Annotated in this window: 23 protein-coding genes; 9 read left to right on the top strand and 14 right to left on the bottom strand. The window is 33.3% G+C overall.

Going from position 1 to position 24593, the window contains the following annotated elements; all coding sequences use genetic code 11:
* Window positions 1-19: 19 nt before the first annotated feature.
* The 9 genes from A5893_RS13030 to ispG all read left to right on the top strand — a co-directional run bounded on the left by A5893_RS13030 (window position 20) and on the right by ispG (window position 10011).
* On the top strand, window positions 20-721 hold the full coding sequence (locus A5893_RS13030; protein ID WP_068823017.1) for an SDR family oxidoreductase: 702 nt from the start codon (window positions 20-22) through the stop codon (window positions 719-721).
* Between the two features lie 20 nt (window positions 722-741).
* Complete coding sequence (locus A5893_RS13025; protein WP_068823016.1) at window positions 742-1278, top strand: PspC domain-containing protein; 537 nt, start codon at window positions 742-744, stop codon at window positions 1276-1278.
* Window positions 1279-1282: 4 nt separating this feature from the next.
* Entirely contained in the window at window positions 1283-2245 is a 963-nt protein-coding gene (locus A5893_RS13020) for a LiaI-LiaF-like domain-containing protein (protein ID WP_068823015.1), read from the top strand.
* The gene (locus A5893_RS13015) at window positions 2246-2854 is read left to right on the top strand and encodes an RDD family protein (protein ID WP_068823014.1); all 609 of its coding nucleotides are present in this window, start codon (window positions 2246-2248) and stop codon (window positions 2852-2854) included.
* Between the two features lie 211 nt (window positions 2855-3065).
* Entirely contained in the window at window positions 3066-4010 is a 945-nt protein-coding gene (locus tag A5893_RS13010; RefSeq protein WP_068823013.1) for an HNH endonuclease, read from the top strand.
* 207 nt (window positions 4011-4217) lie between these two features.
* The gene (locus tag A5893_RS13005) at window positions 4218-4610 is read left to right on the top strand and encodes a (deoxy)nucleoside triphosphate pyrophosphohydrolase (protein ID WP_068823012.1); all 393 of its coding nucleotides are present in this window, start codon (window positions 4218-4220) and stop codon (window positions 4608-4610) included.
* Window positions 4607-7549 (top strand): DEAD/DEAH box helicase, encoded by a 2943-nt coding sequence (locus tag A5893_RS13000; protein WP_198342330.1) that lies wholly within the window; start codon window positions 4607-4609, stop codon window positions 7547-7549. Before A5893_RS13005 ends, A5893_RS13000 begins: the two co-directional genes overlap by 4 nt.
* A gap of 21 nt (window positions 7550-7570) precedes the next feature.
* Window positions 7571-7747, top strand: coding sequence for a hypothetical protein (locus tag A5893_RS17910; RefSeq protein WP_198342329.1), 177 nt, complete (start codon window positions 7571-7573; stop codon window positions 7745-7747).
* 269 nt (window positions 7748-8016) lie between these two features.
* A complete protein-coding gene (gene ispG, locus A5893_RS12995) occupies window positions 8017-10011 on the top strand; it encodes a (E)-4-hydroxy-3-methylbut-2-enyl-diphosphate synthase (RefSeq protein ID WP_068823011.1) in 1995 nt (664 codons plus the stop codon).
* A gap of 216 nt (window positions 10012-10227) precedes the next feature.
* On the opposite strand, the gene A5893_RS12990 is transcribed toward ispG, so the two are convergent.
* The 14 genes from A5893_RS12990 to A5893_RS12925 form a co-directional block, all read right to left on the bottom strand.
* Window positions 10228-11055, bottom strand: coding sequence for an alpha/beta hydrolase family protein (locus A5893_RS12990; protein ID WP_068823010.1), 828 nt, complete (start codon window positions 11053-11055; stop codon window positions 10228-10230).
* Window positions 11056-11150: 95 nt separating this feature from the next.
* Window positions 11151-12197: a Fic family protein gene (locus A5893_RS12985; RefSeq protein WP_068823009.1), complete on the bottom strand. Its 1047-nt coding sequence runs from the start codon at window positions 12195-12197 to the stop codon at window positions 11151-11153.
* A 133-nt stretch (window positions 12198-12330) separates the two neighbouring features.
* Entirely contained in the window at window positions 12331-12636 is a 306-nt protein-coding gene (gene rpsJ / locus A5893_RS12980) for a 30S ribosomal protein S10 (protein WP_013633190.1), read from the bottom strand.
* A gap of 142 nt (window positions 12637-12778) precedes the next feature.
* Window positions 12779-14884 (bottom strand): elongation factor G, encoded by a 2106-nt coding sequence (gene fusA / locus A5893_RS12975; protein ID WP_068823008.1) that lies wholly within the window; start codon window positions 14882-14884, stop codon window positions 12779-12781.
* A 94-nt stretch (window positions 14885-14978) separates the two neighbouring features.
* Window positions 14979-15446 (bottom strand): 30S ribosomal protein S7, encoded by a 468-nt coding sequence (rpsG, locus tag A5893_RS12970; RefSeq protein WP_068823007.1) that lies wholly within the window; start codon window positions 15444-15446, stop codon window positions 14979-14981.
* Between the two features lie 19 nt (window positions 15447-15465).
* Entirely contained in the window at window positions 15466-15888 is a 423-nt protein-coding gene (rpsL, locus tag A5893_RS12965; RefSeq protein ID WP_068823006.1) for a 30S ribosomal protein S12, read from the bottom strand.
* A 286-nt stretch (window positions 15889-16174) separates the two neighbouring features.
* On the bottom strand, window positions 16175-16516 hold the full coding sequence (locus A5893_RS12960) for a zinc ribbon domain-containing protein YjdM (protein WP_068823005.1): 342 nt from the start codon (window positions 16514-16516) through the stop codon (window positions 16175-16177).
* A gap of 103 nt (window positions 16517-16619) precedes the next feature.
* Window positions 16620-18080, bottom strand: a complete 1461-nt coding sequence (gene cysS, locus A5893_RS12955; protein WP_068823004.1) for a cysteine--tRNA ligase — start codon at window positions 18078-18080, stop codon at window positions 16620-16622.
* A 41-nt stretch (window positions 18081-18121) separates the two neighbouring features.
* Window positions 18122-19237: an endonuclease/exonuclease/phosphatase family protein gene (locus tag A5893_RS12950; protein ID WP_068823145.1), complete on the bottom strand. Its 1116-nt coding sequence runs from the start codon at window positions 19235-19237 to the stop codon at window positions 18122-18124.
* Window positions 19218-20099: a rhomboid family protein gene (locus tag A5893_RS12945; protein ID WP_068823003.1), complete on the bottom strand. Its 882-nt coding sequence runs from the start codon at window positions 20097-20099 to the stop codon at window positions 19218-19220. Before A5893_RS12945 ends, A5893_RS12950 begins: the two co-directional genes overlap by 20 nt.
* Window positions 20100-20109: 10 nt before the next feature.
* Window positions 20110-20931: a rhomboid family intramembrane serine protease gene (locus A5893_RS12940; RefSeq protein ID WP_068823002.1), complete on the bottom strand. Its 822-nt coding sequence runs from the start codon at window positions 20929-20931 to the stop codon at window positions 20110-20112.
* A 3-nt stretch (window positions 20932-20934) separates the two neighbouring features.
* On the bottom strand, window positions 20935-22809 hold the full coding sequence (gene mutL, locus A5893_RS12935) for a DNA mismatch repair endonuclease MutL (RefSeq protein ID WP_068823001.1): 1875 nt from the start codon (window positions 22807-22809) through the stop codon (window positions 20935-20937).
* A gap of 389 nt (window positions 22810-23198) precedes the next feature.
* On the bottom strand, window positions 23199-23942 hold the full coding sequence (locus A5893_RS12930; RefSeq protein ID WP_068823000.1) for a lysophospholipid acyltransferase family protein: 744 nt from the start codon (window positions 23940-23942) through the stop codon (window positions 23199-23201).
* Window positions 23943-23957: 15 nt separating this feature from the next.
* On the bottom strand, window positions 23958-24506 hold the full coding sequence (locus A5893_RS12925; protein WP_068823144.1) for an NUDIX domain-containing protein: 549 nt from the start codon (window positions 24504-24506) through the stop codon (window positions 23958-23960).
* Window positions 24507-24593: the final 87 nt, after the last annotated feature.

Raw genomic sequence — 24593 nt, 5'->3', positions numbered from 1 at the left:
TTTATTTAAATTTACTAGCATGAATGTACTAATAACAGGCGCAACAAAAGGAATAGGAAAAGCAATAACTTTAAAAATGGCTAATGAAGGAAACAATTTAGCCATCTGCGCCAGAAAAATTAACGAGCTAGAAACCTTAAAAACAGAATTAAATGCAAAATATCCTACCATAAAGGTGTTTATAAAAGCAGTCGATTGTGCTATAAAACAAGAAGTGTTGGCTTTCGCCGCTGATGCAACAATCGAATTAAAGAATATTGATGTTTTAATTAATTCTGTCGGAGTTTTTAAACCCTCTTTTATTTTAGATGAAAACGATGAGGTTTTAGATTTTCACATGAAGACAAATCTTTATGCGCCCTATTATTTGTATAAAAAACTGGCTCCAGCAATGAAAGAAAAGAGATTTGGTCATATTTTTAACATCTGCTCAGTCGCTAGTTTAGAGGCAATTGCAAATGCTGGCTCTTATTGTGTAACTAAATCGGCTTTGCTAAGTCTTAACAATATCATGAGAGCAGAGTTGATGGAACATGATGTTAAAGTGACTGCAATTTTACCAGGGTCTACTTTAACAAATTCATGGGAAGGAACAAAAATCTCAAAGGATGAGTTTATACAACCCGAAGATGTTGCAGATACCATATCTCAAATTTTAAAGATGAGTAAAGGTGCAAACGTAGAACAAGTGGTCATAAAACCCATCCATGGTCAGGTTTAAGATTTGTAAAGGATAGCAAAATGGAAAAAAAATTAAAAAGAGACACCAGTGATAAAATGGTTGCGGGTGTTGCAAGTGGATTGGCAAATTACTTTGAATTAGATGTTACCTGGGTAAGAATTGCCTTTGCCTTGGCCACATTTTTTGGAGGAAGCGGTATTTGGGTTTACATTATATTATGGATAGCCGTACCAGAAGAAAAAATTTCTCCATTCAATTACACCGATTACAGGGTAAACCCTGATGAGCCTTTTAAAGAGAATTTTGGTTCTACTTTTAAGCCCAAAAGAAATAAAAATGTGAGCGCTTTTGCAGGTTTTATATTGATAGCCTTAGGATTTTATTTTTTAATGGCCGAGTTTGATCTATTGCCTTATTGGTTCCATGTCAAAAAGTTATGGCCTTTAGTATTTGTGGTAATTGGGTTGAGCATCATCTTTAAAAACAAAAACAAAAAAACTTTCGAAGAGCCAATTATAGAAGATAAACCTTTTGAAGAAGCGCCAAAAGCAGACGAAAATCAATCATTTAACAATCAAGAAAACAATAATCTATAAAATTATGAAAGCTGATAAAATATTTTGGGGAATCATCTTTGTTTTTATAGGCGGAGTATTCCTTTTAGAAAATTTTAATGTAATTGATTTTAGTTGGGGTTATATATGGCGTTTTTGGCCCTTATTGTTAATCATTACGGGTATAAACATCGTCTTTTCAAAATCTAATTCTAAAGTAGGCTTAATATCCGTTATCTCTATCACAGTTATTTCTTTAGCTATTATCACCTATCAAGGCATAAAAGATGGAAAAGAAAATCATACCAATAGCAGGTGGAGCTTTTCTGACGATGATAATGATGACAATTGGGATGACAGTGACAGCACAGAAAGTGCCTCCAACATGACCAATTATGCCGAAGATTTAGATGTTAAATTTAAAACCGCAACGCTAAACATTTATGGCGGAGCAAGCACTTTTGATATTGAAAGTGGAGACGAAAAACTGTTTAATGCAAGGGTAAAAGAATCTAAAATGAGATACTTTCTTAAAAAAACAGATTCAGATTCATCCGCAGTTTTAGAATTTAGATCTAAAGACAGAGGCGGTTCTTTCAATTTTAAAGATGATGAATATGGAAATGTGAAAATGGAAATCAACACGTTACCTGTTTGGGATGTAAACTTAAAAATGGGAGCAGGCAAAGCAGATTTTGATTTTTCTCAAAACAAGGTGCGTAATATTTCCTTAAAGGGCGGTGCAGCAGAATTCGACGTTAAAATAGGCAATCTTTATAACGATGTAAATTTATCTGCAGAAACCGGCTTAGCCGATGTTAATGTAGAAGTGCCAGAAGCTGCCGGATGTAAAATTTTGGCTTCAAGTGGTTTATCATCCAAAAGCTTTAATAATTTTATTAAAATGCCAGACGGAAGTTATGAAACATCAAACTATAAAACAGCCAATCAAAAAATTCATTTAACTTTAAAAGGCGGTTTAAGCAATTTTGAAGTGAATAGATATTAAATGAGCGATAAAATTTATACGCTAGTCATCAACGGAAAACCACAAGGTCCGTTTACATTAGCAGAGTTAAAAGAGAATCGGGTTAAGCCCGATTCTTTTGTGCGTAAACCCGGGATGGACGATTACAAAGAAGCCCATGAATTTGCAGAAATAAGAGCATTTTTAGGCATTAATAAACAATATACCGCCCCACAATATTTTGCCGGATTCGATTTAAGGTTATTGGCCAACGCAATAGATTGGTTCATGATTTTTGGAATAGTAGCCTTTCTGGAGTTGATGATCGCCTTAACCTTTAATGATAGAGCAACCACCTTAATCACCATTATTAGCGGCTTTGTGCTATTACCCATACTCAAATTCTTTTATAATATCTACATGGAAAACGCCCAGCAAGCCACTTTTGGCAAAAAAATGATGGGTATAAAAGTAACAGATATGCGAGGTTTAAAACCCACCCTTCAAGAAATATTTGTGCGCAACATCTCAAAATCCATCAGTACCATTACCTTCTTTTTCGGATATTTTTATTTGTTCTTAAATAAAAAGCAACAAACCCTACACGATAAAATGGCCAATACCTTGGTAATAAAGGATAGGTTGGTTTAAGATTTCTTTTTTTCGATTTTTTGGAAAAGCAAAGCTGGTGCTATAAACATCCGATAGTCCGGCTTTTTACTATAATCTTTTTGTGAAAAACAAAAAGGATTTCCATTTCAATCCGGTTTAGATAACGCGGTTTCTTTTCATCTAATCTTTGCACACTTAGAAATATGATTAAATATTATATCTTGTTTTAAAATGAATTGACTTTGGTAATATGCAATTAGAACTTAAAGCTTATGCAAATGTATTTACAAAATTAAAAAGAGGTTCTACACCTTATGGTTTAGCACCCCATAAACCAATTTTTTTACTTTCTATTATTGATTTAATCAATCAAGGTGAGATATTGGAAAATAAAATCTATATAAATACGCAATTAGTTGCAGCATTTTTAAACAATTGGGAAGCTTTAGTTAAAACACCTCTTCAGCCAGATTTTAAACAACCTTTTTATTATTTACAAAATGATAATTTACAAGGAAATCATTTTTGGTTTGTAAAACCATTACAAGGTTGCCAATTCAATGCCCATATTAAAAGTTTCAATACATTAATCACAGTTGTTGATTACGGTTATTTCAGTGAAGATCTTTATGTTTTGTTGAAAGAAAAGAATTCAAGGAACATTCTTAAACAAATTTTATTAAAAACATATTTTTCAAACCATCAAAATTTATCAATTACCAATGATTATATAGATGGTTTAACATCTAATATACTTAACGAACCAGTTTCCGCTTACATAAGATTATCAAATGTAAATGAAGAAGAGATTTTTGTTAGAAATGGACTGTTCAAAAAATTAGTTCCTTTTGCATATAATCAAACTTGTGCTTTTACAGGGTGGAAAGTCCAAACGGCATCTGGATTAAGTTTAGTTGATGCTTGCCATATTAAACCATTTAGCATTTGTAAAGAAGATCATATTAAAAATGGAATTTCTCTTTCCCCAAACATTCATAGAGCTTTTGATAGAGGTATGTTAAGTATAGATGAGGAGTATAAAATTTTAGTTTCAAAACAAATTATTCAAGATAATACTGGAAGTAATTCCCTTAAGAAATTAGAAGGACAGATGATTATACTTCCATTAAATGAACTTCACTATCCAAGTCAAGAATATTTGGTATGGCATAGGAATAATTGTTTTAGAGACTAATTTTTTGATTTAAATAAATCAAAATCTGGAATTTTCTTTCTCGAAATTATTTCTCAATAAAATAACTTTATTAAATACTAATTTTAGATAGTGGATTAAGTTTGTTTTAAAATTACGTCATTAAACAACTTGTCTAAGTATAATAATATTCTAAATTCAATTTATTCAGAAATACAAAAATTGCAATAGTGAATTGTACGATTTATTATGAAAAATTCAGTAATTAAAGTAACCTGTGCAATAATTAATTTTAAAGGAAAAATACTTGTAGTACAAAGAAGTGAAATGATGTCTATGCCATTAAAATGGGAGTTTCCAGGTGGGAAAGTTGAAGCCAATGAAAGTGAAATTGATTGTATTAAAAGGGAAATTAAAGAAGAATTGGACATTGAAATCAGTATATCTAAGCGGCTTACCCCTTCAAATTATAATTATCCTAATATGTCAATTGAACTTATTCCTTTTTTAGCCAATCATAAAGAAGGGGAAATATTTTTGAAAGAGCATAAGCAATACCTAATTTTAGCAAAACATGAACTCTCAAATCTAGATTGGGCTGATGCTGATTTACCTATTTTAAAAGAAATAATCAACCTATGAATCAAGGCATTTACGAGGAACTTGTAACACAATTAGTTGCTCAGAAAATAAACCAACTTAATAAGGACGAATATTACATTAATAAATCACCAATAGATAAGGAAGAGGCATCACATCTTTTATCACATCATCTATCAAGAACTATTAAACATGCTTTGGAGTATGTTAAAGGTGAAAAACAAATTGAACATCAGATAGAGATAGCCAATAAGATTATTCTATTTTTAAAAGAAGAACTAAACAAAGAGGAATTTTCAAATGATTTAATTGAGGTTGAGGGAGAATTGCTAAAAGCTGTGTTTACTAAAATCGATGCTCATTTTTCCAATTTTGATTTACATCTAAAAGAGATCACTCCTTACACTCGTTTAACGCATAGTGAATTATTTACAGGAGGAAATGTTGGTTTATCACTGGAAAGCGAATTAAAAAAAGAAATTTTATCAGCAAATAGAGTTGACCTTCTTGTTTCATTTATAAAATTTAAAGGCATCATTATTCTCGAAAGAGAACTCATAGAATTTACAAATAGGGGAGGTAAACTTAGAGTTATTACTACAACTTACATGGGCGCCTCAGATTATAAAGCCATACAGCTTTTATCTAAACTAGAAAACACCGAAGTAAAAATATCCTATAATACAGGCAATGAAAGATTGCATGCAAAAGCTTATTTGTTCTTTAGAAATACGGGTTTTCATACCGGATATATTGGTTCTTCAAACTTCTCACGTTCGGCGCTTACGGATGGATTAGAATGGAATATCAAAATCACCACAAAGGAGGTAAGCCATATCATAGATAAATTTCAAAAAACTTTCGATTCTTACTGGCAAAGCGAAGATTTCGAATTGTTTAATGATGAAATTCATAAAGAGAAATTAATTGCCTCTTTAAATCAGGGAAAAAACTCAAAGGTCTCAGAAATTAATCTTACTTTTTTTGAAATTAAGCCTTTTCCATTTCAAGCAGAGATTTTAGAAAAACTAGAAGTTGAAAGAACGGTTCATAATCGTAATAGAAATTTAATAGTTGCAGCGACAGGCACTGGGAAAACTGTAATTTCTGCCTTTGATTACAAAAGATTCAAAAAAGAAAACAAGTCTGCTAAACTATTATTTTTAGCGCATAGAAAAGAGATTTTACAACAATCTTTATCAGTTTATCGAGGAGTTTTAAGAGATAATAATTTTGGCGAGTTATGGGTAGATGGTTTAGTTCCGTCAACTTATGAATATGTTTTTGCATCCATCCAAACAGTAAATAACAGATTAGAGGATTTAGAATTTACGCCAGAATATTTTGATTATATTGTAATTGATGAATGTCATCATCTAACTGCAAACAGCTACAGAGCTGTCATTAATTATTTTAAACCCAAAGTCCTTCTTGGCCTTACAGCAACTCCAGAAAGAATGGATGGAGGAGATATTCAAGAAGATTTCCACAATAGAATTGCAGCTGAAATTAGACTACCGGAGGCATTAAACCGAAAATTACTCTGTCCATTTCAATATTTTGGTATAACAGATAGCATTGATTTGTCAACTATTGGTTGGGAAAAAGGTAGATATATTTCTAGCGAATTGACAAACCTTTATACTTCAAATGATAGAAGAGTACGTGAAATAGTTGATGCTTTAAACAAGTACACAAAAGATAGCCAAGATATTAGAGCAATAGGTTTTTGCGTATCAATGGAACATGCAAAATATATGGCTGAAAAGTTTTCAATGGCTGGATTTAAAGCTGATTATTTGACAAATGCGAATAATCAAAACCGAGATTTAGTAAGACAAATGCTTTTGAGTAAAGAAATAAATTACTTGTTTGTTGTTGATATTTTTAATGAAGGAGTTGATATACCAGAGATTGATACGGTCTTATTCCTAAGACCAACTGAGAGTTTAACTGTTTTCCTTCAACAATTGGGGAGAGGATTAAGATTGGCAGACGATAAAGATTGTCTTACTGTTTTAGACTTTGTAGGAAACTCTAGACCAGAATATAATTTTGAAAATAAATTCAGAGCGCTAATTGGTAAAACAGCAACCACCGTTTATAAAGAAATAGAAGATAATTTTCCGCATTTGCCTTTAGGTTGTTCAATTGTTTTAGAAAAAAAAGCGAAAGAAACTATTCTTGACAACATTAAAGCGGCAACTTTGCTGAATAAAAATCAATTAATTCTTAAAATTAAGAACTTTAAACACCAAACCACACTGCCATTAAATCTTAAAAACTTTACTGAATTTAACAATATACCAATTCAGTCAATATATAAAAGAGGCGGATGGAAACGACTTTGCCAAACCGCGGAGGTAATCGATAATTATGAAGAATTAAATGAAAAAGAAATTCTTTCTGCTATCAGCAATAAGTGGTTATCATCTAATTCTACAAGTTATTTTCAATTTATCTTAAAACTAGCAAGACAAGGTTTCAAATTCTCATACGATGAGTTTGGTGAGGAAGAAAAAGCTATGCTTTTAATGCTCCATTATGATGTTTGGCAAAATGCGGGTGGATTCAATTCTTTAGAAGAAAGCATCAAAACAATTGGTAAAAATAAAGTGCTTGTAGATGAAATAATAGAACTTTTAGATTTACTATTAGATAAAATCGACTTTAAAGAAGTCGGTATTAATTTACCTTATAAACAACCTCTAAAAGTTCATTCACGCTACACGAGAGACCAAGTTTTGGCAGCATTTGGATTGAGCACATTTGATAAGAAATCATCAAATAGAGAAGGAACTGCGTTAAACAAAAAATTAAACACAGAATTACTTTTTATCAATCTTATCAAGTCAGAAGAAAATTTCTCGCCAACAACTATGTATGATGATTATGCAATAAATGAATTGCTATTTCATTGGCAAAGTCAAAACGCTGCCGGTCCAGAAACATCAAAAGGTTTATCCTACATAAACCATTAAGAAAGTCAAAAGAGAATATTATTGTTTGTAAGAGAAAAGGCTAATGATGAATATGGAAATACGATGGGATATGTTTTTGTTGGTGAGGGAAATTTAAAAGAATATTATGGCTCTAAACCAATGAGTATTAAATGGGAATTAAACGAGCCAATGCCTCATTATTTGTGGAAAGATGCTGCAAAATTAAGAATTGGATAAATTTTCCCGCCCTTTATCGTTAGTAGTACTTCACAGCTTAACGATAGCAGTGGAAATCCTTTTTGTGTGCCCTTCGCCTCCGCTTAGGCCCCAAACAAAAAGATCGTAACGAAATAGCGTGACGCCAGCTTCATTTTCAAAAAGCTGGTGGAAGCCCCAAATAAAACTTATCATCTATCAATTATTACTTTAAACTTTTCAATCCAAACAATTTATCCAACAAAACTATTTAAAAAGAAACCCGTATTTTTACGCAAATTATTTTTTGAATGGATACCCAGGCAGCAGCAGCTTTAAAAGGAATATATTGTAACTCTATCACTCAATACTCTCGTTTTTTAACTCATGAAGTTAATATTGGAGGTGTAAAAATGGGAGGGAAGCAACCCATCCGTATTCAATCTATGACTACCGCATTTACCATGGATACCGAAGCTTCTATAGCACAAAGCATCAGGATGATTGATGCCGGTTGCGAATATGTAAGGATTACTGCACCATCCATAAAAGAAGCGCAAAACCTGTTAGAAATTAAAAAGGGTTTAGCCGCAAAAGGTTATCACACACCGTTAGTTGCCGATATTCATTTTACTCCAAATGCAGCAGAATTAGCTGCTAAAATTGTAGAAAAAGTAAGGGTTAACCCAGGTAATTACGCCGATAAAAAGAAATTTGAAGAACTAAATTATACGCCAGAAGCCTATGAGAAGGAATTGGCTAGGATAAAAACAAAATTTGCACCTCTTGTAGAAATATGTAAAGCCAACGGAACTGCCATGAGAATTGGCACCAATCATGGTTCCCTTTCCGACCGTATTATGAGTTGGTATGGCGATACTCCGAAAGGAATGGTAGAATCTGCGATGGAATTTATTAGAATTTGCCACGGGATGGATTACCATAATTTGGTGATTTCTATGAAATCCAGCAATGCGCAAGTGATGGTGCAGGCTTACCGTTTATTGGTAAAAACAATGGTGGCAGAAGGCATGAATTATCCTTTGCATTTAGGAGTTACAGAAGCCGGAGATGGGGAAGATGGAAGGATTAAATCTGCAGTGGGCATCGGGACATTATTAGAGGATGGTTTGGGAGATACCATTCGGGTTTCATTAACAGAAGAACCAGAATATGAAATACCTGTAGCACAAGCCTTGGCGCAACGTTATGAAAACAGAACGCAAATAGCTGAAGAAGATTTAGAAAATCCTGATTTTGATTTACCTGCTCAGTATTCTCCATTTGAATACAACAAAAGAGAAAGTGCAGAGCTCAATACTTTTATTGGCGGGCATCAGGTACCAAGGGTTATTTTAGATTTATCGGATCAAAACTTAAAAGATGTAAATATTTTAGCTGCCGCTGGATATAATTATTCGCCAATTTTAGATAAATATAATATGGGCGATCAGTCTATTGATTTCGCTTATTTAGGTGATAAATTGCCTTCTTTTAACTTTCCGGGGAATTTAAAACAGCTATATAACTACCAAACCTGGCTTACGTTAAATGATAAAACCAATTGCCATCCTTTATTTACGCTTAAAGAATATATCAGCGCAAGCCAAAAAGATGTTGCGTTAAATTTAGTCAGCGTTAAACACCGGGATTTAGATGGTGATGATTTTGCAAATATTCCTTTTGATAAAACATTAGTTTTTGTTTTAGAAACCACTACGGAATTTGGGATGATGGACCAAAGAAGTTTCTTTTTTAAATTAATGAATGCCGGAATTGATACGCCTGTTATTGTGAAAAGATCTTATCAATTTGATGATGCCGAAAGTTTAGCACAAAAGGAACTGAAAACCCAACTTTACGGAGCAACAGATTTAGGCGCTTTATTATTAGATGGTTTTGGCGATGGTGTTTGGTTAGATGCTCCCCAGGTTTCTACCAAATTTAGGGTTTCTACATCGTTTGGTATTTTACAAGCGACACGTTCAAGAATTTCTAAAACAGAATACATCAGCTGTCCAAGTTGCGGTCGTACTTTATTTGATTTGCAAGAAACCACACAAATGATACGTAGCAGAACAGATCATTTAAAGGGAATTAAAATCGGGATTATGGGTTGTATCGTAAATGGCCCGGGCGAAATGGCTGATGCCGATTATGGTTATGTAGGTACAGGTCCGGGTAAGATTACTTTATATCGCGGTAAAGAAGTGGTAAAGAAAAACGTAAGTTCTGATAATGCCCTTGACGATTTAATTGGCATTATGAAAGATGATGGAATGTGGGTAGAGAAGGAAATTGTGTAATTTATCAGGATTAAAATAAATTATTTTATATGTTGTTTTACCTATTGTCCAGCATCAATTAATACTACAATAAATTTTAGTGGTTCATTAGTTGCTGCTATAAGAGGCTGTAAATAAAGCCTTTAGAACATGATTAACAAATTACTCAATACATTGAGTAAAATTACTCAACGTGTTGAGTAAATTGAAATAGTCCTAAATATTTGGTTTTATATATTAATACACAGCTCTCACAAATTCGGCGCAAGCCAAACAAACCTTTTCTAAATCTGAGGGAAGAGTTTCTTTTTCATAAGGATGATTTGCTCCAAAAACATGATTTGCTCCTTCAACAATCATTAATTGAGACGTTTGAGGTTGGTCTTGATGGAACTCTTTTGCAACCTCCACTTTTACAGCAGCATCTTCAGTCCCTTGAACGATTAACCAGGGTTTTAAGATTCTTTTTGCGGAATCATTTAAATTGTAATCTTTTTCATGATCCAAAACATCATCTAATAATGAGATGTCTAAAGGCATTTGTTCTTTAGTGCGTCCGTTTAGTACGTAATTAACGCTGGTTTTACGCCATTTTACTTCATCTTCTACTTTCCAAAGATTTCTAAAAGCACCAATAGCAGCCCAGGTAACTAATTTTTTAACCCGATGATCCTTTGCTGCTTGTAAAATACTAATTGCTCCGCCTCGGCTATGCCCCATCAATACAATTTGTAAATGTGGAAATTTCTTAGTCGCAAATTCAATGACTTTATCTAAATCATATAATTCTTTAGAAGGGGTATTTTTAGAAAACAGCTCTAAATCTTTAATATCAGATAAATCATCAGGCTTTACTCCGCTGTGAGAAAAATTGAATTTTAAAAAATAGATGCTTTTTTCTGCAAAAAAATTAGCGGTAAGTTGATGAGTTCCCCAATCTTTAAAACCTTTAAAGCCATGCACAAAAATTACTAAATAATCGGGATAAGAATTAGAGTAGGTGATATCACCCATAATGGGAAATCCATCTATACCATCAATTTTAAAGTTTTCTTTTTCAAACATAACTATTTCTGATTATCACAATTTAGAAAATATTTAGTGAAATTCCAGGTCTTAAATCAATAATCCCATTTAACAATTTTATTAAATGGGATTATTTAGATTCCTAAAATACTGCAATATCTTTTTATGGCAGCTAATTCTTCCTGAGCTATAAACAGATGAAATTCATCCTTTTTGTTTTCTACTTGTGCATTTTCTAAAGATTGATAATACTTCATTCTGTTTTCTGCATCTCCTTTGATGTTAGCAATTACATATCCTTTTTTTAAAAGTATAAGGTTCATGATCAATCTGGAAGTTCTACCATTACCATCTAAAAACGGATGAATAGTAACTAATCTTTCACTTAACTCTGCGGCCAAAATAACAGGATGCAAATGGTTTTTATTAGCCTCATACCAAAAAAACAAATCTTCCATTTGTTTTTTAATGATATACGGTTGCGGAGGCAAATGTTTACTTCCACTAATCATCACCTGTACGTCTCTATATACACCGGCATATTTTGGCTCAATTCCTTTCAATATTAATGAATGCAACAATAACAAGTCTCTTTCAGAAAATTCAGAATCTTTTAAAATGAGCCCTTTTAAATAGGCAATGGCTTCTTTATGATTAATAGCTTCTAAATGCTCTCGCATACTTTTGCCAGAGATGGTAATGCCTTCATTAACCACTAAATCTGTTTCTTTTAGAGTAAGTGTATTACCTTCTATTCTATTGCTTTCAAAAGTGTATTCTAACTCTAAAGCTTCGGTAATTTTGTAACTATCTAAATCTCTATATTGGGTTAATTTATCTTTTAAAGTATCAATTTGTTTTAAAATTTTATTTAGATCTTCATTAATTTTTAACTCACTTTTTTTATAATACCTTACTTTTTCTTCTGCAACAGATAATACTTCTAAGGCAAAGTTTCCATATCCAATTTGATCAACAACTTGATCGCTTAGCCAATGTATCAGTAAATCATGGGCATCAATTTCTAGATGATGCGATAATTTTATAATCTGCTCTCTGGTAGGTTTTCTTACGCCAGCTTCAAACTTGCTAATCAAAGATGAATCAACATTTAAAAGTTGTGCTACATCTTTTAATTTAAGTTTTTTTTTAATCCTGGCACTTTTGATAATAGCATCCATAAAATGACATTTTAATTCATGACAAATATAGTCATTTTATTTATGTTAATGTTTCTTTTACTTTTTTAATTTAAAACAAAAAACCCTTCTCGATAAATCGAAAAGGGTTCATTAATTTGATTAAATAAATTACTCAGACTTTGATTTCTACCTCAACACCTGAAGGTAATTCTAATTTCATTAAAGCGTCTACAGTTTTAGCAGATGCGCTGTAAATGTCTAATAATCTTTTATAAGAACACAATTGAAATTGCTCTCTAGCTTTTTTGTTAACGTGTGGAGAACGTAATACAGTGTAAATTTTCTTCTCTGTTGGAAGAGGAATTGGTCCACTAACTACTGCACCCGTAGGTTTAACAGTCTTTACAATTTTCTCAGCAGATTTATCTACCAGATTGTAATCGTAAGATTTTAATTTGATTCTAATTCTTTGGCTCATTATTTTTGTTTTTATGACTTTCGTTAGAGCTATTTATAACGATTGCCGTGTGTATTATTTTGAAAGTTTTAAGTAGTAGGTTATAAGTTTTAAGTAGACTAAGTTTTCACTTATAACTTTAAACTTACAACCTATGACTTTCTTATGCGTTAGCTTTTGCGCCTTTTACTTTAGCAATTACTTCTTCTTGCACTCCTTTTGGAGCTGGATCGTAATGATCAAATTCCATTGTTGAAGTTGCTCTTCCTGAAGTAATTGTACGTAATTGGGTTACATATCCAAACATTTCAGAAAGTGGTACCAAAGCTTTGATTACCTGAGCGCCTGCTCTTGTATCCATACCTTGTAACTGACCTCTTCTTCTGTTTAAATCTCCCATTACATCACCCATGTTTTCTTCTGGAGTTAAAACTTCAATCTTCATGATTGGCTCCATTAAAACAGGTTTACATTTTGGTAAAGCTTCTCTAAAAGCCATTCTTGCAGCTAATTCAAATGATAAAGCATCTGAATCGACAGCGTGGAAAGAACCATCAATTAAACGAACTTTCATACCAGTTACAGGATAACCAGCTAAAACACCGTTTGATAGAGAGTTTTCGAAACCTTTTTGTACAGATGGGATAAATTCACGAGGAATAGAACCACCAGAAATCTCATTGACAAACTCTAATCCTAATTTACCTTCGTCTGCCGGAGAAATGATTACCTGTATATCAGCAAATTTACCACGACCACCAGATTGTTTTTTGTAAACTTCACGGTGTTGTGTTTCGCCAGTAATAGCTTCTTTGTATGCAACTTGTGGCGCTCCTTGGTTAACCTCTACTTTAAATTCACGTTTTAAACGATCCATTAAAATATCTAAGTGAAGCTCGCCCATACCTTGGATAATGGTTTGACCAGAATCTTCGTCAGTATGAACTTTGAAAGTTGGATCTTCTTCTGCTAATTTATTTAAAGCCATACCCAATTTATCAACATCAGCCTGAGTTTTTGGCTCAATAGCTAAACCGATAACAGGATCTGGGAAGTTCATAGATTCCAAAATAATTGGATTCTTTTCTTCACAAAGTGTATCTCCAGTTTTAATATCTTTAAATCCTACTACTGCAGCGATATCTCCAGCACCTACATTAGGTATTGGGTTTTGCTTGTTAGCATGCATTTGGAAGATACGAGAAATACGTTCTTTATTTCCTGAACGTACGTTATAAACATAAGAACCTGCTTCTAAGTTTCCAGAGTAAACTCTGATGAAACATAAACGACCTACGAAAGGATCTGTTGCGATTTTAAATGCTAAAGCTGCAAAAGGTCCCTTTTCATCTGGTTTACGCAACAATTCTTCTCCAGTATCAGGGTGAGTACCTCTGATAGCTTCTTGATCCATTGGTGATGGCAATAATTCCATCACGTAATCCAGCATGGTTTGAACACCTTTATTTTTGAATGATGAACCACAAACCATCGGAACAATAGAAGCATCTAAAACTGCTTTACGTAAAGCGTCTAGTATTTCACGTTCTGTAATAGATTCTGGAGCATCAAAAAATTTCTCCATCAAAGATTCATCATAATCAGCAACTGATTCTAATAATTTCTCTCTCCATTCTGTTGCTTCTTCAATCAAATCTTCAGGAATTGGAACTTCCGTAAAAGTCATTCCTTTATCGTCTTCATTCCAAATGATACCTCTCCAGTTGATTAAATCAACCACTCCTTTAAATGAATCTTCAGATCCAATAGGAATTTGTAAAGGCACTGCATTAGAACCTAACATATCTTTAACCTGCTTTACAACTTTTAAGAAATCTGCACCAGCTCTGTCCATTTTATTAACAAAACCAATACGAGATACGTTGTAATTATTCGCTAAACGCCAGTTAGTTTCTGATTGAGGCTCAACACCATCAACCGCAGAAAACAAAAACACCAAACCATCCAAAACACGTAAAGAACGGTTCACCTCAACGGTAAAATCCACGTGACCAGGAGTGTCAATAATGTTAATATGGTAATCTTGATTTCTATATTTCCAGGTTACAGTTGTAGCTGCAGAAGTAATAGTAATACCACGTTCTTGCTCTTGTGCCATCCAATCCATTGTTGCGGCACCATCATGCACCTCACCAATTTTATGGCTCACACCAGCATAATAAAGAATACGCTCTGTTGTTGTTGTTTTACCAGCATCAATATGGGCAGCAATTCCTATGTTTCTTGTAAATCTTAAATCTCTTGACATATTTTTTTGTTAATGAATGAGTGAAGGAAAAAATGATTGAATAATCTCTAGAGCTATTCAATCATTCAAAATTCTATCATTCTATCATTTAATTCTAGAATCTAAAATGAGAGAATGCTTTGTTAGCCTCTGCCATTTTGTGGGTATCTTCTTTTTTCTTCACTGCAGCGCCTTCGCCTTTAGCAGCAGAGATGATTTCACCAGCTAATTTTTCTGTCATGGTTTTTTCGCCACGCTTTCTGCTATATCCAATTAACCATTTCATACCTAAAGCAATTTTACGCTCAGGTCTTACTTCCATTGGTACTTGAAAGTTAGCACCACCAACACGTCTAGATTTTACTTCTACCGCTGGGCTGATATTAACTAATGCTTTTTTCCATTGCTCTAAACCGTTTTCACTAGTTTTAGTTTCTACAATTTCAATAGCTCCGTAAAAGATGTCATAAGCGATAGATTTTTTACCGTCAAACATCATATTATTTACAAACCTGGTAACCATTACGTCGTTAAACTTCGGGTCAGGCAGGATGATTCTCTTTTTTGGTTTCGATTTTCTCATTGTCTTGTCCTCCGTTTAATTATTTCTTTTTCTTAGCTCCACCTTTTGCTGGGGCAGCTGCTGCTTGTCCTGGTTTTGGTTTTTTAGTACCATATTTAGAACGACGTTGATTTCTACCTGCAACTCCTGCAGTATCTAATGCACCACGAACAATGTGGTAACGTACTCCAGGTAAATCTTTTACTCTTCCACCACGTACCAAAACAATAGAGTGTTCTTGTAAGTTGTGTCCTTCTCCAGGAATATAGGCGTTAACCTCTTTTCCATTTGTTAAACGTACACGAGCAACTTTACGCATTGCTGAGTTTGGTTTTTTAGGGGTAGTAGTATATACACGTGTACATACACCTCTTCGCTGTGGACAGTTGTCCAACGCTGGGGATTTACTCTTATCCTCCAGAGCTACTCTACCTTTCCTAACTAATTGTTGAATGGTTGGCATTAAGCTTTTTTAAATATTTAATTATTAAATTGTTAAGTCTTCTGCTACAGGTCTTAATACACCTAAGCAAAAGGACTGCAAAAGTAAGATTTTATTTTTTGATATTCAAGAGGTTGTGAGAATATTTTTTGTGATGTAAAATTAGTTTAGAAAAGTAATATGTTTAATAGTGAAGAAGGTATAATTATTAATAAACAAAGGAAGAATGGAATTATTGCCGGTAGTAATATAAATAGGAGCGATCATTTATTATCGCAATCAATCTTCATAACAACAAAACAATTTATTAAGCTTTTCTAACAAACTCTGATTTTAAATTCATCGCACCAAAACCATCAATCTTACAAGAAATATTATGGTCACCATCGGTTAAATGTATGTTTTTAACTTTCGTTCCTGCTTTTAAAGGTTTGGGAGCCCCTTTTACAGGAAGATCTTTTATAATAATAACAGAATCACCATCCATTAATTCATTGCCATTAGCATCCAATACTTTGTCAATTGTTTCAATATCTACAAATTCTTCTGTGGGAATCCATTCATGGAAACATTGTGAACAAATCATTTTATTTTGATCTGCATAAGTAAATTCCGAATTACATTTTGGACAGTTGTTTTTATCGCTCATTCTATAATGTTTTTTAATGATGATTAAATAATGGGTTTAGTGAAAAGAAAAAGCCAAACGAGTTTAGAACAATATAAAATGCTTTTAGACAAATAAAAACATCCTATTCCTTAACCCAACTACTTCCTTCTTTTCCATCTTTAACCTGAAAACCTATTTCGTTTAAACCAATCCTGATTTTATCTGAAGTTGCATAGTCTTTATTGGCTTTTGCTTCGGTTCTTATTTTAAGGATAAAATCCATAACAGGCGCTAGGTCATCTGTAGCTTGCAAATCGTTTTTTACCCCTAAAACATTTAAAACGAAAACATTCATCAGGTTTTTTAACCCATCTAATGAGGTTTGGTCAATCTTGGTTTTCCCATCATAAATAGAGTTGATTATTTTTGTAGCTTCAAAAAGCTCTGCAATTAAGACCGAAGTGTTAAAATCATCATCCATGGCTGCTATAAATTTAGCTTCCAATTCTGCCACGTTAACTTCTGACGTTGCGCTTTCTTTTAATTTATCCAATAAATCAAAAGCACTCATCAATCTTTTAAAACCTTTTTCGCTCGCTTCTAAAGCATCGTTAGAAAAATCTAATGTACTTCTATAATGCGCTTGCAACATAAAAAAGCGAATTACCATAGGACTATGTCCTTTATTTAACAAAGGATGTTCACCAGAAAAAAGCTCGTGAGGTAAAAAACTATTCCCTAAAGATTTAGACATTTTTTGCCCGTTAACCGTTAGCATATTTGTATGAATCCAAAAATTGGCAGGTTGCTTTCCACAGCATGCTATGTTTTGGGCAATCTCATTGGTATGATGTGTAGGAACTAAATCTATCCCTCCGCCATGAATATCAAATTGTTCGCCCAAATATTTATTGCTCATGGCAGAACATTCTAAATGCCATCCCGGAAATCCATTTCCCCATGGTGATGGCCATTGCATTAAATGTTCTGGCTTAGCTTTTATCCAAAGGGCAAAATCTAGCTTTCCTTTTTTCTGTTGCTGCCCGCCCAAATCACGAGTGTTGTTAATTAAATCTTCTAATTTTCTTCCGTTTAAAACACCATAATTTTGGGTTTCATTATATTTTTCGACATCAAAATAAATACTGCCGTCAACCTCATAAGCATAGCCACTTTTTGAGATTACCTTAATCATCTCTATTTGCTCAATGATATGGCCGGTTGCGGTAGGTTCTATACTTGGTGGTAAAGCATTAAAAGATTGCATCATTTGATGAAAATCTACACTATATTTCTGTACAATTTCCATCGGTTCTAAAGCTGCTAATTTTGCTTTTTTAGAAATCTTATCTTCGCCTTGGTCGCCGTCATCTTCTAAATGCCCAGCATCAGTAATGTTTCTAACATATCTAACTTTATAACCTAAATAAGTTAGGTATCTAAAAATCACATCGAAAGAAATAAAAGTACGGGCATTGCCTAAATGGGCATTACTATATACGGTTGGGCCGCAAACATACATCCCTACATAAGGTGGGTTTAACGCTTTAAAAACTTCTTTTTTTTTGCTTAAAGTATTATATATGGATAGCGAATGTTGCATGTTGCAAAGTACAAATTTTGATGATTTTTTTTTATTGGAACTCAATTAGACAAACTCACGTTTGATCTAATTGGGTAATGATCTGATAATGGTTTTTTAATAATATTATAGCTATGTATATTAAATTGAGGACTTGTTAATATATAATCAATTTGAAAATTGGGAAAATCGCCATTATAGGTTATGGCTAAACCTCTCCCTTTTTCCTCAAAGGCATTTTTTAAATCTTTTTTCATTTGTGTAAGCGCAAAAGAAACTGGCGTATCGTTAAAATCTCCCATTACAATATAAGGAGTTGTACAAGTAGCCATATTTTGCTTAAGAATTTTTACTTGATTACTTCTTTTAATAAAAGCAGTTTTGAGTTTTTTGACAATCCTTTTAGAGGATACTACATCTTTACTAGATTTTATATCCGTTTTTACATCATTTAAGAAATTGTAATCTTCTGGCTGAAAAGAAATTGAAGCTAAATGAACGGCATAAATCCTAAAAATCTTATCTCCCTTTTTTACATCTACATAAACGCTTTGGTTTCCGCTATCTAAACTATCCAAAATGATATCACCAGTATTTATGATTGGATATTTACTAAAAATTGCTACCCCGGTAGATTCATAATCGTTATCTACTGCCCTGCTGTAATAAAATTGTTTGGTATTTAAGATTTTTAGTAGAGAATCTTTAAGATCGTATTTACCTTTTTTTCTGGTAAAAAATTCTTCAAAACCAATAACATCTGGTTGTTCTTCTTTAATGAGTGCAAGTACTTGAGAACGAGTTGTAGTATCTAAATCGAAACCAAACTTTTTAAAATAATGTACGTTGTAAGACATTAATTTTATCGTATTACTATCAACATTAAAATTATTTGATGATGACGTTCTAAAACCAAAAGTTCTGGTTAAGGGCTGGTATCCTATTAAAATAAACAATAATGAATATAAAAAATACCATCGCTTTGCCAATGCCCAAATTAGAATGAATAGGATATTTGTGAGCAGGATAAATGGATAAGCCAATCCAAAAAGTGTAAAATACCAAATTTTTTCAGGATCTGTTATGGTCGCTAAATAGCTTAATAAAAGACATAGAATTGCCAAAAAATTAAAAAAAAGAAGTGCCTTCTGAAACAAGCTATTTTTCTTTTTCTTCATGATTTTTACTGGCATTAAATAAAATGTCTTTTTCTCTTTTGGTTAAATTGTTATAGCCAGATTGAGAAATCTTATCCAAAATTTGATCAATCATTTCTTGATTTGGGATATCATTTTTTGGGCGGAAGTTAACATGATCATTTTTAGAAACTACTTTGAGCTTTAATTTAGGCTTAAAAACATTCTCGTAAGGTTTACTCCAATCATTACCACTCTGTAAAGCTCGGATAAAGAAAAACCCAAATATACCTCCGCCTAAATGCGATATATAACCTCCAGAATTTGGTCCGGCAACGTTAATTAAATCTAACAAAATGAAAGCTAAAACTAACCATTTCAATTTTACAGGACCTATAAACATTAAGCCTATTGTATAATTAGGCAACAAGGTTGCAGTTGCTACCATTATTGCCGTTACAGATGCAGATGCCCCTACAGCTACTGAGCCAATTTTAGCTTCGGCGAAAGCTGGAAAAATATTATAGCATAAAATGTAAAAAACAGCACCAGCTAATCCTCCAGCTATATAAACAAAAGTTAATTTTTTAGCATTTAAAAATTCTTCTAGAATTTTACCCATCCAGAACAGCCACAACATATTAAATAAGATATGGAAGAAACCAGCATGTAAAAACATGTAGGTAAAAGGTGTCCAGAAACGATATAGTAATGTTGGAAGATAGGTTGGGACAGCTAAATAATTTGTTACCAATGCATTAATATCGATTGGTAATTTGAAAAGGAACGTAAATAAAGTTAAGATTCCAGTTAATAAAAAAATAATAACATTTATTCCAATAAAAAGCATCACCCTACTTCCAGAGTTCAGCATTTTCATTTTTATCTCATCAAAAATTCCCATTTATAATATTTTAACCAAACTGACCCGGTCTTTTTATATGCCAAATCTTTAATAAAATAAACCCGATTAGCATACCGCCCAAATGGGCAAAATGAGCAACATTATCTCCAGGATTATTTGCTACACCGTTATATAACTCAAATGCGCCATACAATATTACCAAGTATTTGGCTTTCATTGGGAAAAAGAAATAAATATAAATCAGCACATTCGGGAAAAGCATTCCAAAGGCCAACAAAATCCCAAATACGGCTCCGGAAGCACCCAAAGTTGCGGAATCCATTTTACTGGCAGCATAAAAATTAACTGCTTTTACGGTTTCTTTCTTAGCTTCTGGATCATCTTGATGTTTTTGATAATAGCTCAACATGTCATTATATTGAGGTTGGTTATATTGATCAACATCGTTGGTTACAAAATCATCAAAGGCTTTATAATTTGGGTTCGCCTCATAAATTTCTGCATGTTGCTTAACCGGATTTATCTGTAAATATTGTACACCCATAAACAATACAGAGGCAAAAATTCCCGTCAAAAGATAGTATTGTAAAAACCTTTTAGAGCCCATAAAATTCTCTATGATTGCGCCAAACATCCACAGGGCAAACATATTAGAAAAAAGATGCATTAAGTTGGCATGCATAAAAAGATGGGTAACCAACTGCCAAATCTTAAATTTTGGAGAACCAAAATAATACAACGCTAAATACTCGGTTAAATCTATTCTGCTTTGAAAAGCATAGGTAGCAAAAAACATAATACCGTTGATGATCAATAAGTTTTTTACAACAGGAGGAAAAAGTGTATTACCCAGAGGTCTAAATTCTTTCATTTCTTAAAAAGTTCCGTTTTTGTTAAACCTTTCGGCTAGTTCTAAAAGTGAAATTTTTGTGATGATTTGCTTTCCGTTTATAGCTGCATTAGGCATTTCACAAGCAAAAAGTTGATCTATCAGATTATTCATTTCGTCTATCTCTAATGTTGTGCCAGCTTTAATAGCGGCATTTTTGGCTAAAGTTCTGGCTAAATTATCCCTTTTATCCAGTTTTAAAACGGTATGATTATTCTTAAAACCTTCAATCAATTCTTCTAGCATGGTAGCTAAATCATTGTTTTCCGGAATATCTGCGGGTACGCCTTCAATTACCAACGTGTTTTTACCAAATTCTCTTATCTGAAAACCCAATGCCTGAAAATATGGCAGCAACTCGTTTGCTAAAGCAAAGTCAGTTGTATTTAAAGTAACCGTTTGTGGAAATAAACTTTGCTGACTAGCGCCTTTATTTTGATCTAGTTGTTTTAAAAACCTTTCATATAAAATTCGCTCATGTGCAGCTTGTTGATCTACCAACATCAAACCCTGTTTAATTTGTGTGATGATATATTTTTGATGGAGTTGAAAAACTTGCCGGCTACCTAAATTTTCCAATTTATCATCATCAACAGAAATACTAATTCCTCTACTTAACTCAAACTCACTTTGTTCATGCTCTCTTTTATGAGCAATCTGATAAAGCGTATCCCAATTTTGTGGAATTCCTTGCTGTTTCTCCCCAACATTTCGTAGATAAGGTATTTCTTTAGTAACCGTTTTTCCCTCAAAAAAAGGATTGAAACTTGGATTGAAATTTATTGAAGGTGGATTGATCTCATCTAAAGGCTTATGACTAATCATAGCTTCAAATGCAGTTTCCTGATTAAAATCTAGGGTAGGAGTAATGTTGTATCTTCCTAAAGACCGTTTAACCGCCGAACGTATAATGGCATAAATGGCTTTTTCATCCTGATATTTAATTTCCGTTTTTGTTGGGTGTACATTAATATCAATTTTTGCAGGATCAATCTCAATAAACAAAACGTATAATGGAAAGCAATCTTCGGGCAATAGCTGCTCATAAGCAATCATTACTGCATGGTTTAAATAGCCATCCTTTATAAAGCGGTTGTTCACAAAAAAGAATTGATCGCCACGTGTTTTTTTAGCGAAGGCGGGCTTACCAATAAAACCCTTTACCTGGATAATACTTGTTTCCTCATCTAAAGGCACTAATCTTTCATTATAATTATTACCCAGCAAGTGCAAAATACGTTGCTTTAATTGTGCTGTAGGCAAATGATAAACCTCTTGCCCGTCATGGTGAAAAGTAAAATGAATCTCTGGATGCGCTAAAGAAACACGCTGAAATTCGTCAATGATATGACGGGTTTCTACAGGATTACTTTTTAAAAAATTTCGACGAGCGGGAATGTTGTAAAAAAGATTTTTTACACAAATAGAAGTGCCAGAAGCGGTAGAACATGGCTCTTGACTTAATACCGTTGAGGCTTCAATCTCTAATTTTGTACCTAACTCATCCTCGTATTTTTTAGTCTTTAATTCTACCTGGGCAATTGCAGCAATAGAAGCCATTGCCTCACCTCTAAAACCCATCGTTCTGATGGCAAAAAGATCTTCTGCTTTATTTATTTTCGAAGTCGCATGTCGTTCAAAACACATCCTAGCATCAGTTGCGCTCATTCCGCAACCATTATCAATCACTTGTATCAATGCTTTTCCAGCGTCTTTTATAATCAACTGAATTTTATCTGCACCTGCGTCTATTGCGTTCTCTAACAATTCTTTAACGGCAGAAGCAGGTCTTTGTACCACTTCGCCAGCTGCAATTTGATTTGCAACGGCATCTGGTAAAAGTTTAATTATATCTGACATGAGTCACAAAAATAACAAAATTTTAAGGCCAACAACTGTGGTGTTTGCAATTTAACGTTGAGGTGATTTTTAATAGAATGTTTATTAATCCTTTAACGTTAAACATAAAATTTTCAAATAAACTTATCAACCTAAATATCTCATATTTGGGCGCTCCTTTTGCCCAATTCACAAGCCTATCCCACAAGTCAGGCTGCTAAGGGGTTCCGTAATTTTTATTGGTGTAAAAAAGCACCAATAAAAATGTACCAAGCCCTTTGCATCCTTAGCGCAAATTCTGGTTCGCCACAAAATCAGCTACGTTAATTGATAGGCAATTTTTAAGCGTCAATTGTTTATATAAATTGGCAATAGAATTTATGAAAATTGTAAATAGGATATTTTTATAGCTAAGATAAATTTCTTTCAGCAATGGCTTTTATGGTGTTCTCTGCCTCTTTAACCAATTCTAAAATATCTTTACCAGCGGGTTCTATTGGGGTTAAAACCGTAAATTTTAATGGAATAAAAGAATTGAGCCATAACAAGCCATACTCAACCATTTTCCAGGAATTCTCAATTGCTATCGGGACGATTAAAGCATTTGGTGCTTTTTTTAAGATGGTAGCAATCCCGCCAATCTGAAATTCTTTCATCTTACCGTTTTTAGAACGGGTACCTTCCGGAAAAATAACCGTACTCCAATTGTTATCCTTCATCCTTTGTCCAAGCTTCATTATTTCCCCTAAAGATTGCTTTTTATCGCTGCGGTCTATATTTGCACCACCACCATATTTTAGGTTAAAAGAAATGGAAGGGATATTTTTTGTCAGTTCTATTTTAGAAATAAATTTAGCATGATAATCTCTTAAAAAATAGATTAGCGGAGGAATATCATACATGCTTTGGTGATTAGCTACAAAAATGATTGGTCTATCTGTAGGTAAATTTTGCTCATTTTTAAAACTGATGATATCCAAAACCAAATAATAAGAAATCATCAAACAAAAGTTTAAAGCATCAACAGAAACTTTATGCGCTTTATAGCCTCCTAATTTATAGCACAACCATTGAATAGGCTGAAAAACAATCAAAAAGAAAAAAAAACCAATATGATGTAGTGGGCTTAAAATATGTCCGATGATTCTTTTCATGGCAGCAAATATAAATCAAAAACCTGCTCTCATCAATTTAACTCTCATGACTCCGGCAACAGTCAAAGAATCGGTAATTTCACCAGTAATTACCATTTGATAAGCTTCCTCAAAGGGCATTCTTTTAACTTCTAACTGTTCTGTTTCTTCAGGTTGAGCTTCAAATTGAGTAAAATCTTTAGCTAAATATAAAATGCCCAATTCATCACTTACCGAATTGGAGAGGTGCATTCTCAAAACCTCTTTCCATTCTTTGGCGACCAATCCGGTTTCTTCTAATAGTTCTCGCTTTGCCGAATCCAGGGGTTCACCATTTAAAGGTCCACCACCTTCCGGCAATTCCCAGCTATATTGTTTTAAAGGATAGCGGTATTGCCCGACTAGATAAATCATATCTTCTTCATCAATAGCAATAATCCCAATCGCATAATTTTTAAAATGTACCTCACCATAAATTCCTTTTCCTCCAGAGGGATTTATGACCTGATGTTCAGTAAGGCTAATCCATGGGTTATCATATATTTTCTGGCTGCTTCTGGTTTGCCAAGGATTTTGTTGATTCATATTAGAATTTTTAATACAAATATATGTTTTAGATGTGCCCATTAGCAAAAAAAACGGCTACCCATTATTAGGCAGCCGTTTTAAAAA

Origin of the sequence: Pedobacter psychrophilus (assembly GCF_001652725.1) — a bacterium.
In the GTDB taxonomy this organism is placed as follows: domain Bacteria; phylum Bacteroidota; class Bacteroidia; order Sphingobacteriales; family Sphingobacteriaceae; genus Pseudopedobacter; species Pseudopedobacter psychrophilus.
The sequence above is the reverse complement of the archived record's forward strand: the minus strand, read 5'-3'. Positions and strand labels throughout refer to the sequence as shown.

What these genes read in the sequence shown, in the direction of transcription:
- A5893_RS13030 (WP_068823017.1), top strand. Translation starts at nt 20, where the DNA reads ATGAATGTACTAATAACAGGCGCAACAAAAGGAATAGGAAAAGCAATA.
- A5893_RS13025 (WP_068823016.1), top strand. Translation starts at nt 742, where the DNA reads ATGGAAAAAAAATTAAAAAGAGACACCAGTGATAAAATGGTTGCGGGT.
- A5893_RS13020 (WP_068823015.1), top strand. Translation starts at nt 1,283, where the DNA reads ATGAAAGCTGATAAAATATTTTGGGGAATCATCTTTGTTTTTATAGGC.
- A5893_RS13015 (WP_068823014.1), top strand. Translation starts at nt 2,246, where the DNA reads ATGAGCGATAAAATTTATACGCTAGTCATCAACGGAAAACCACAAGGT.
- A5893_RS13010 (WP_068823013.1), top strand. Translation starts at nt 3,066, where the DNA reads ATGCAATTAGAACTTAAAGCTTATGCAAATGTATTTACAAAATTAAAA.
- A5893_RS13005 (WP_068823012.1), top strand. Translation starts at nt 4,218, where the DNA reads ATGAAAAATTCAGTAATTAAAGTAACCTGTGCAATAATTAATTTTAAA.
- A5893_RS13000 (WP_198342330.1), top strand. Translation starts at nt 4,607, where the DNA reads ATGAATCAAGGCATTTACGAGGAACTTGTAACACAATTAGTTGCTCAG.
- ispG (WP_068823011.1), top strand. Translation starts at nt 8,017, where the DNA reads ATGGATACCCAGGCAGCAGCAGCTTTAAAAGGAATATATTGTAACTCT.
- A5893_RS12990 (WP_068823010.1), bottom strand. Translation starts at nt 11,055, where the DNA reads ATGTTTGAAAAAGAAAACTTTAAAATTGATGGTATAGATGGATTTCCC.
- A5893_RS12985 (WP_068823009.1), bottom strand. Translation starts at nt 12,197, where the DNA reads ATGGATGCTATTATCAAAAGTGCCAGGATTAAAAAAAAACTTAAATTA.
- rpsJ (WP_013633190.1), bottom strand. Translation starts at nt 12,636, where the DNA reads ATGAGCCAAAGAATTAGAATCAAATTAAAATCTTACGATTACAATCTG.
- fusA (WP_068823008.1), bottom strand. Translation starts at nt 14,884, where the DNA reads ATGTCAAGAGATTTAAGATTTACAAGAAACATAGGAATTGCTGCCCAT.
- rpsG (WP_068823007.1), bottom strand. Translation starts at nt 15,446, where the DNA reads ATGAGAAAATCGAAACCAAAAAAGAGAATCATCCTGCCTGACCCGAAG.
- rpsL (WP_068823006.1), bottom strand. Translation starts at nt 15,888, where the DNA reads ATGCCAACCATTCAACAATTAGTTAGGAAAGGTAGAGTAGCTCTGGAG.
- A5893_RS12960 (WP_068823005.1), bottom strand. Translation starts at nt 16,516, where the DNA reads ATGAGCGATAAAAACAACTGTCCAAAATGTAATTCGGAATTTACTTAT.
- cysS (WP_068823004.1), bottom strand. Translation starts at nt 18,080, where the DNA reads ATGCAACATTCGCTATCCATATATAATACTTTAAGCAAAAAAAAAGAA.
- A5893_RS12950 (WP_068823145.1), bottom strand. Translation starts at nt 19,237, where the DNA reads ATGAAGAAAAAGAAAAATAGCTTGTTTCAGAAGGCACTTCTTTTTTTT.
- A5893_RS12945 (WP_068823003.1), bottom strand. Translation starts at nt 20,099, where the DNA reads ATGGGAATTTTTGATGAGATAAAAATGAAAATGCTGAACTCTGGAAGT.
- A5893_RS12940 (WP_068823002.1), bottom strand. Translation starts at nt 20,931, where the DNA reads ATGAAAGAATTTAGACCTCTGGGTAATACACTTTTTCCTCCTGTTGTA.
- mutL (WP_068823001.1), bottom strand. Translation starts at nt 22,809, where the DNA reads ATGTCAGATATAATTAAACTTTTACCAGATGCCGTTGCAAATCAAATT.
- A5893_RS12930 (WP_068823000.1), bottom strand. Translation starts at nt 23,942, where the DNA reads ATGAAAAGAATCATCGGACATATTTTAAGCCCACTACATCATATTGGT.
- A5893_RS12925 (WP_068823144.1), bottom strand. Translation starts at nt 24,506, where the DNA reads ATGAATCAACAAAATCCTTGGCAAACCAGAAGCAGCCAGAAAATATAT.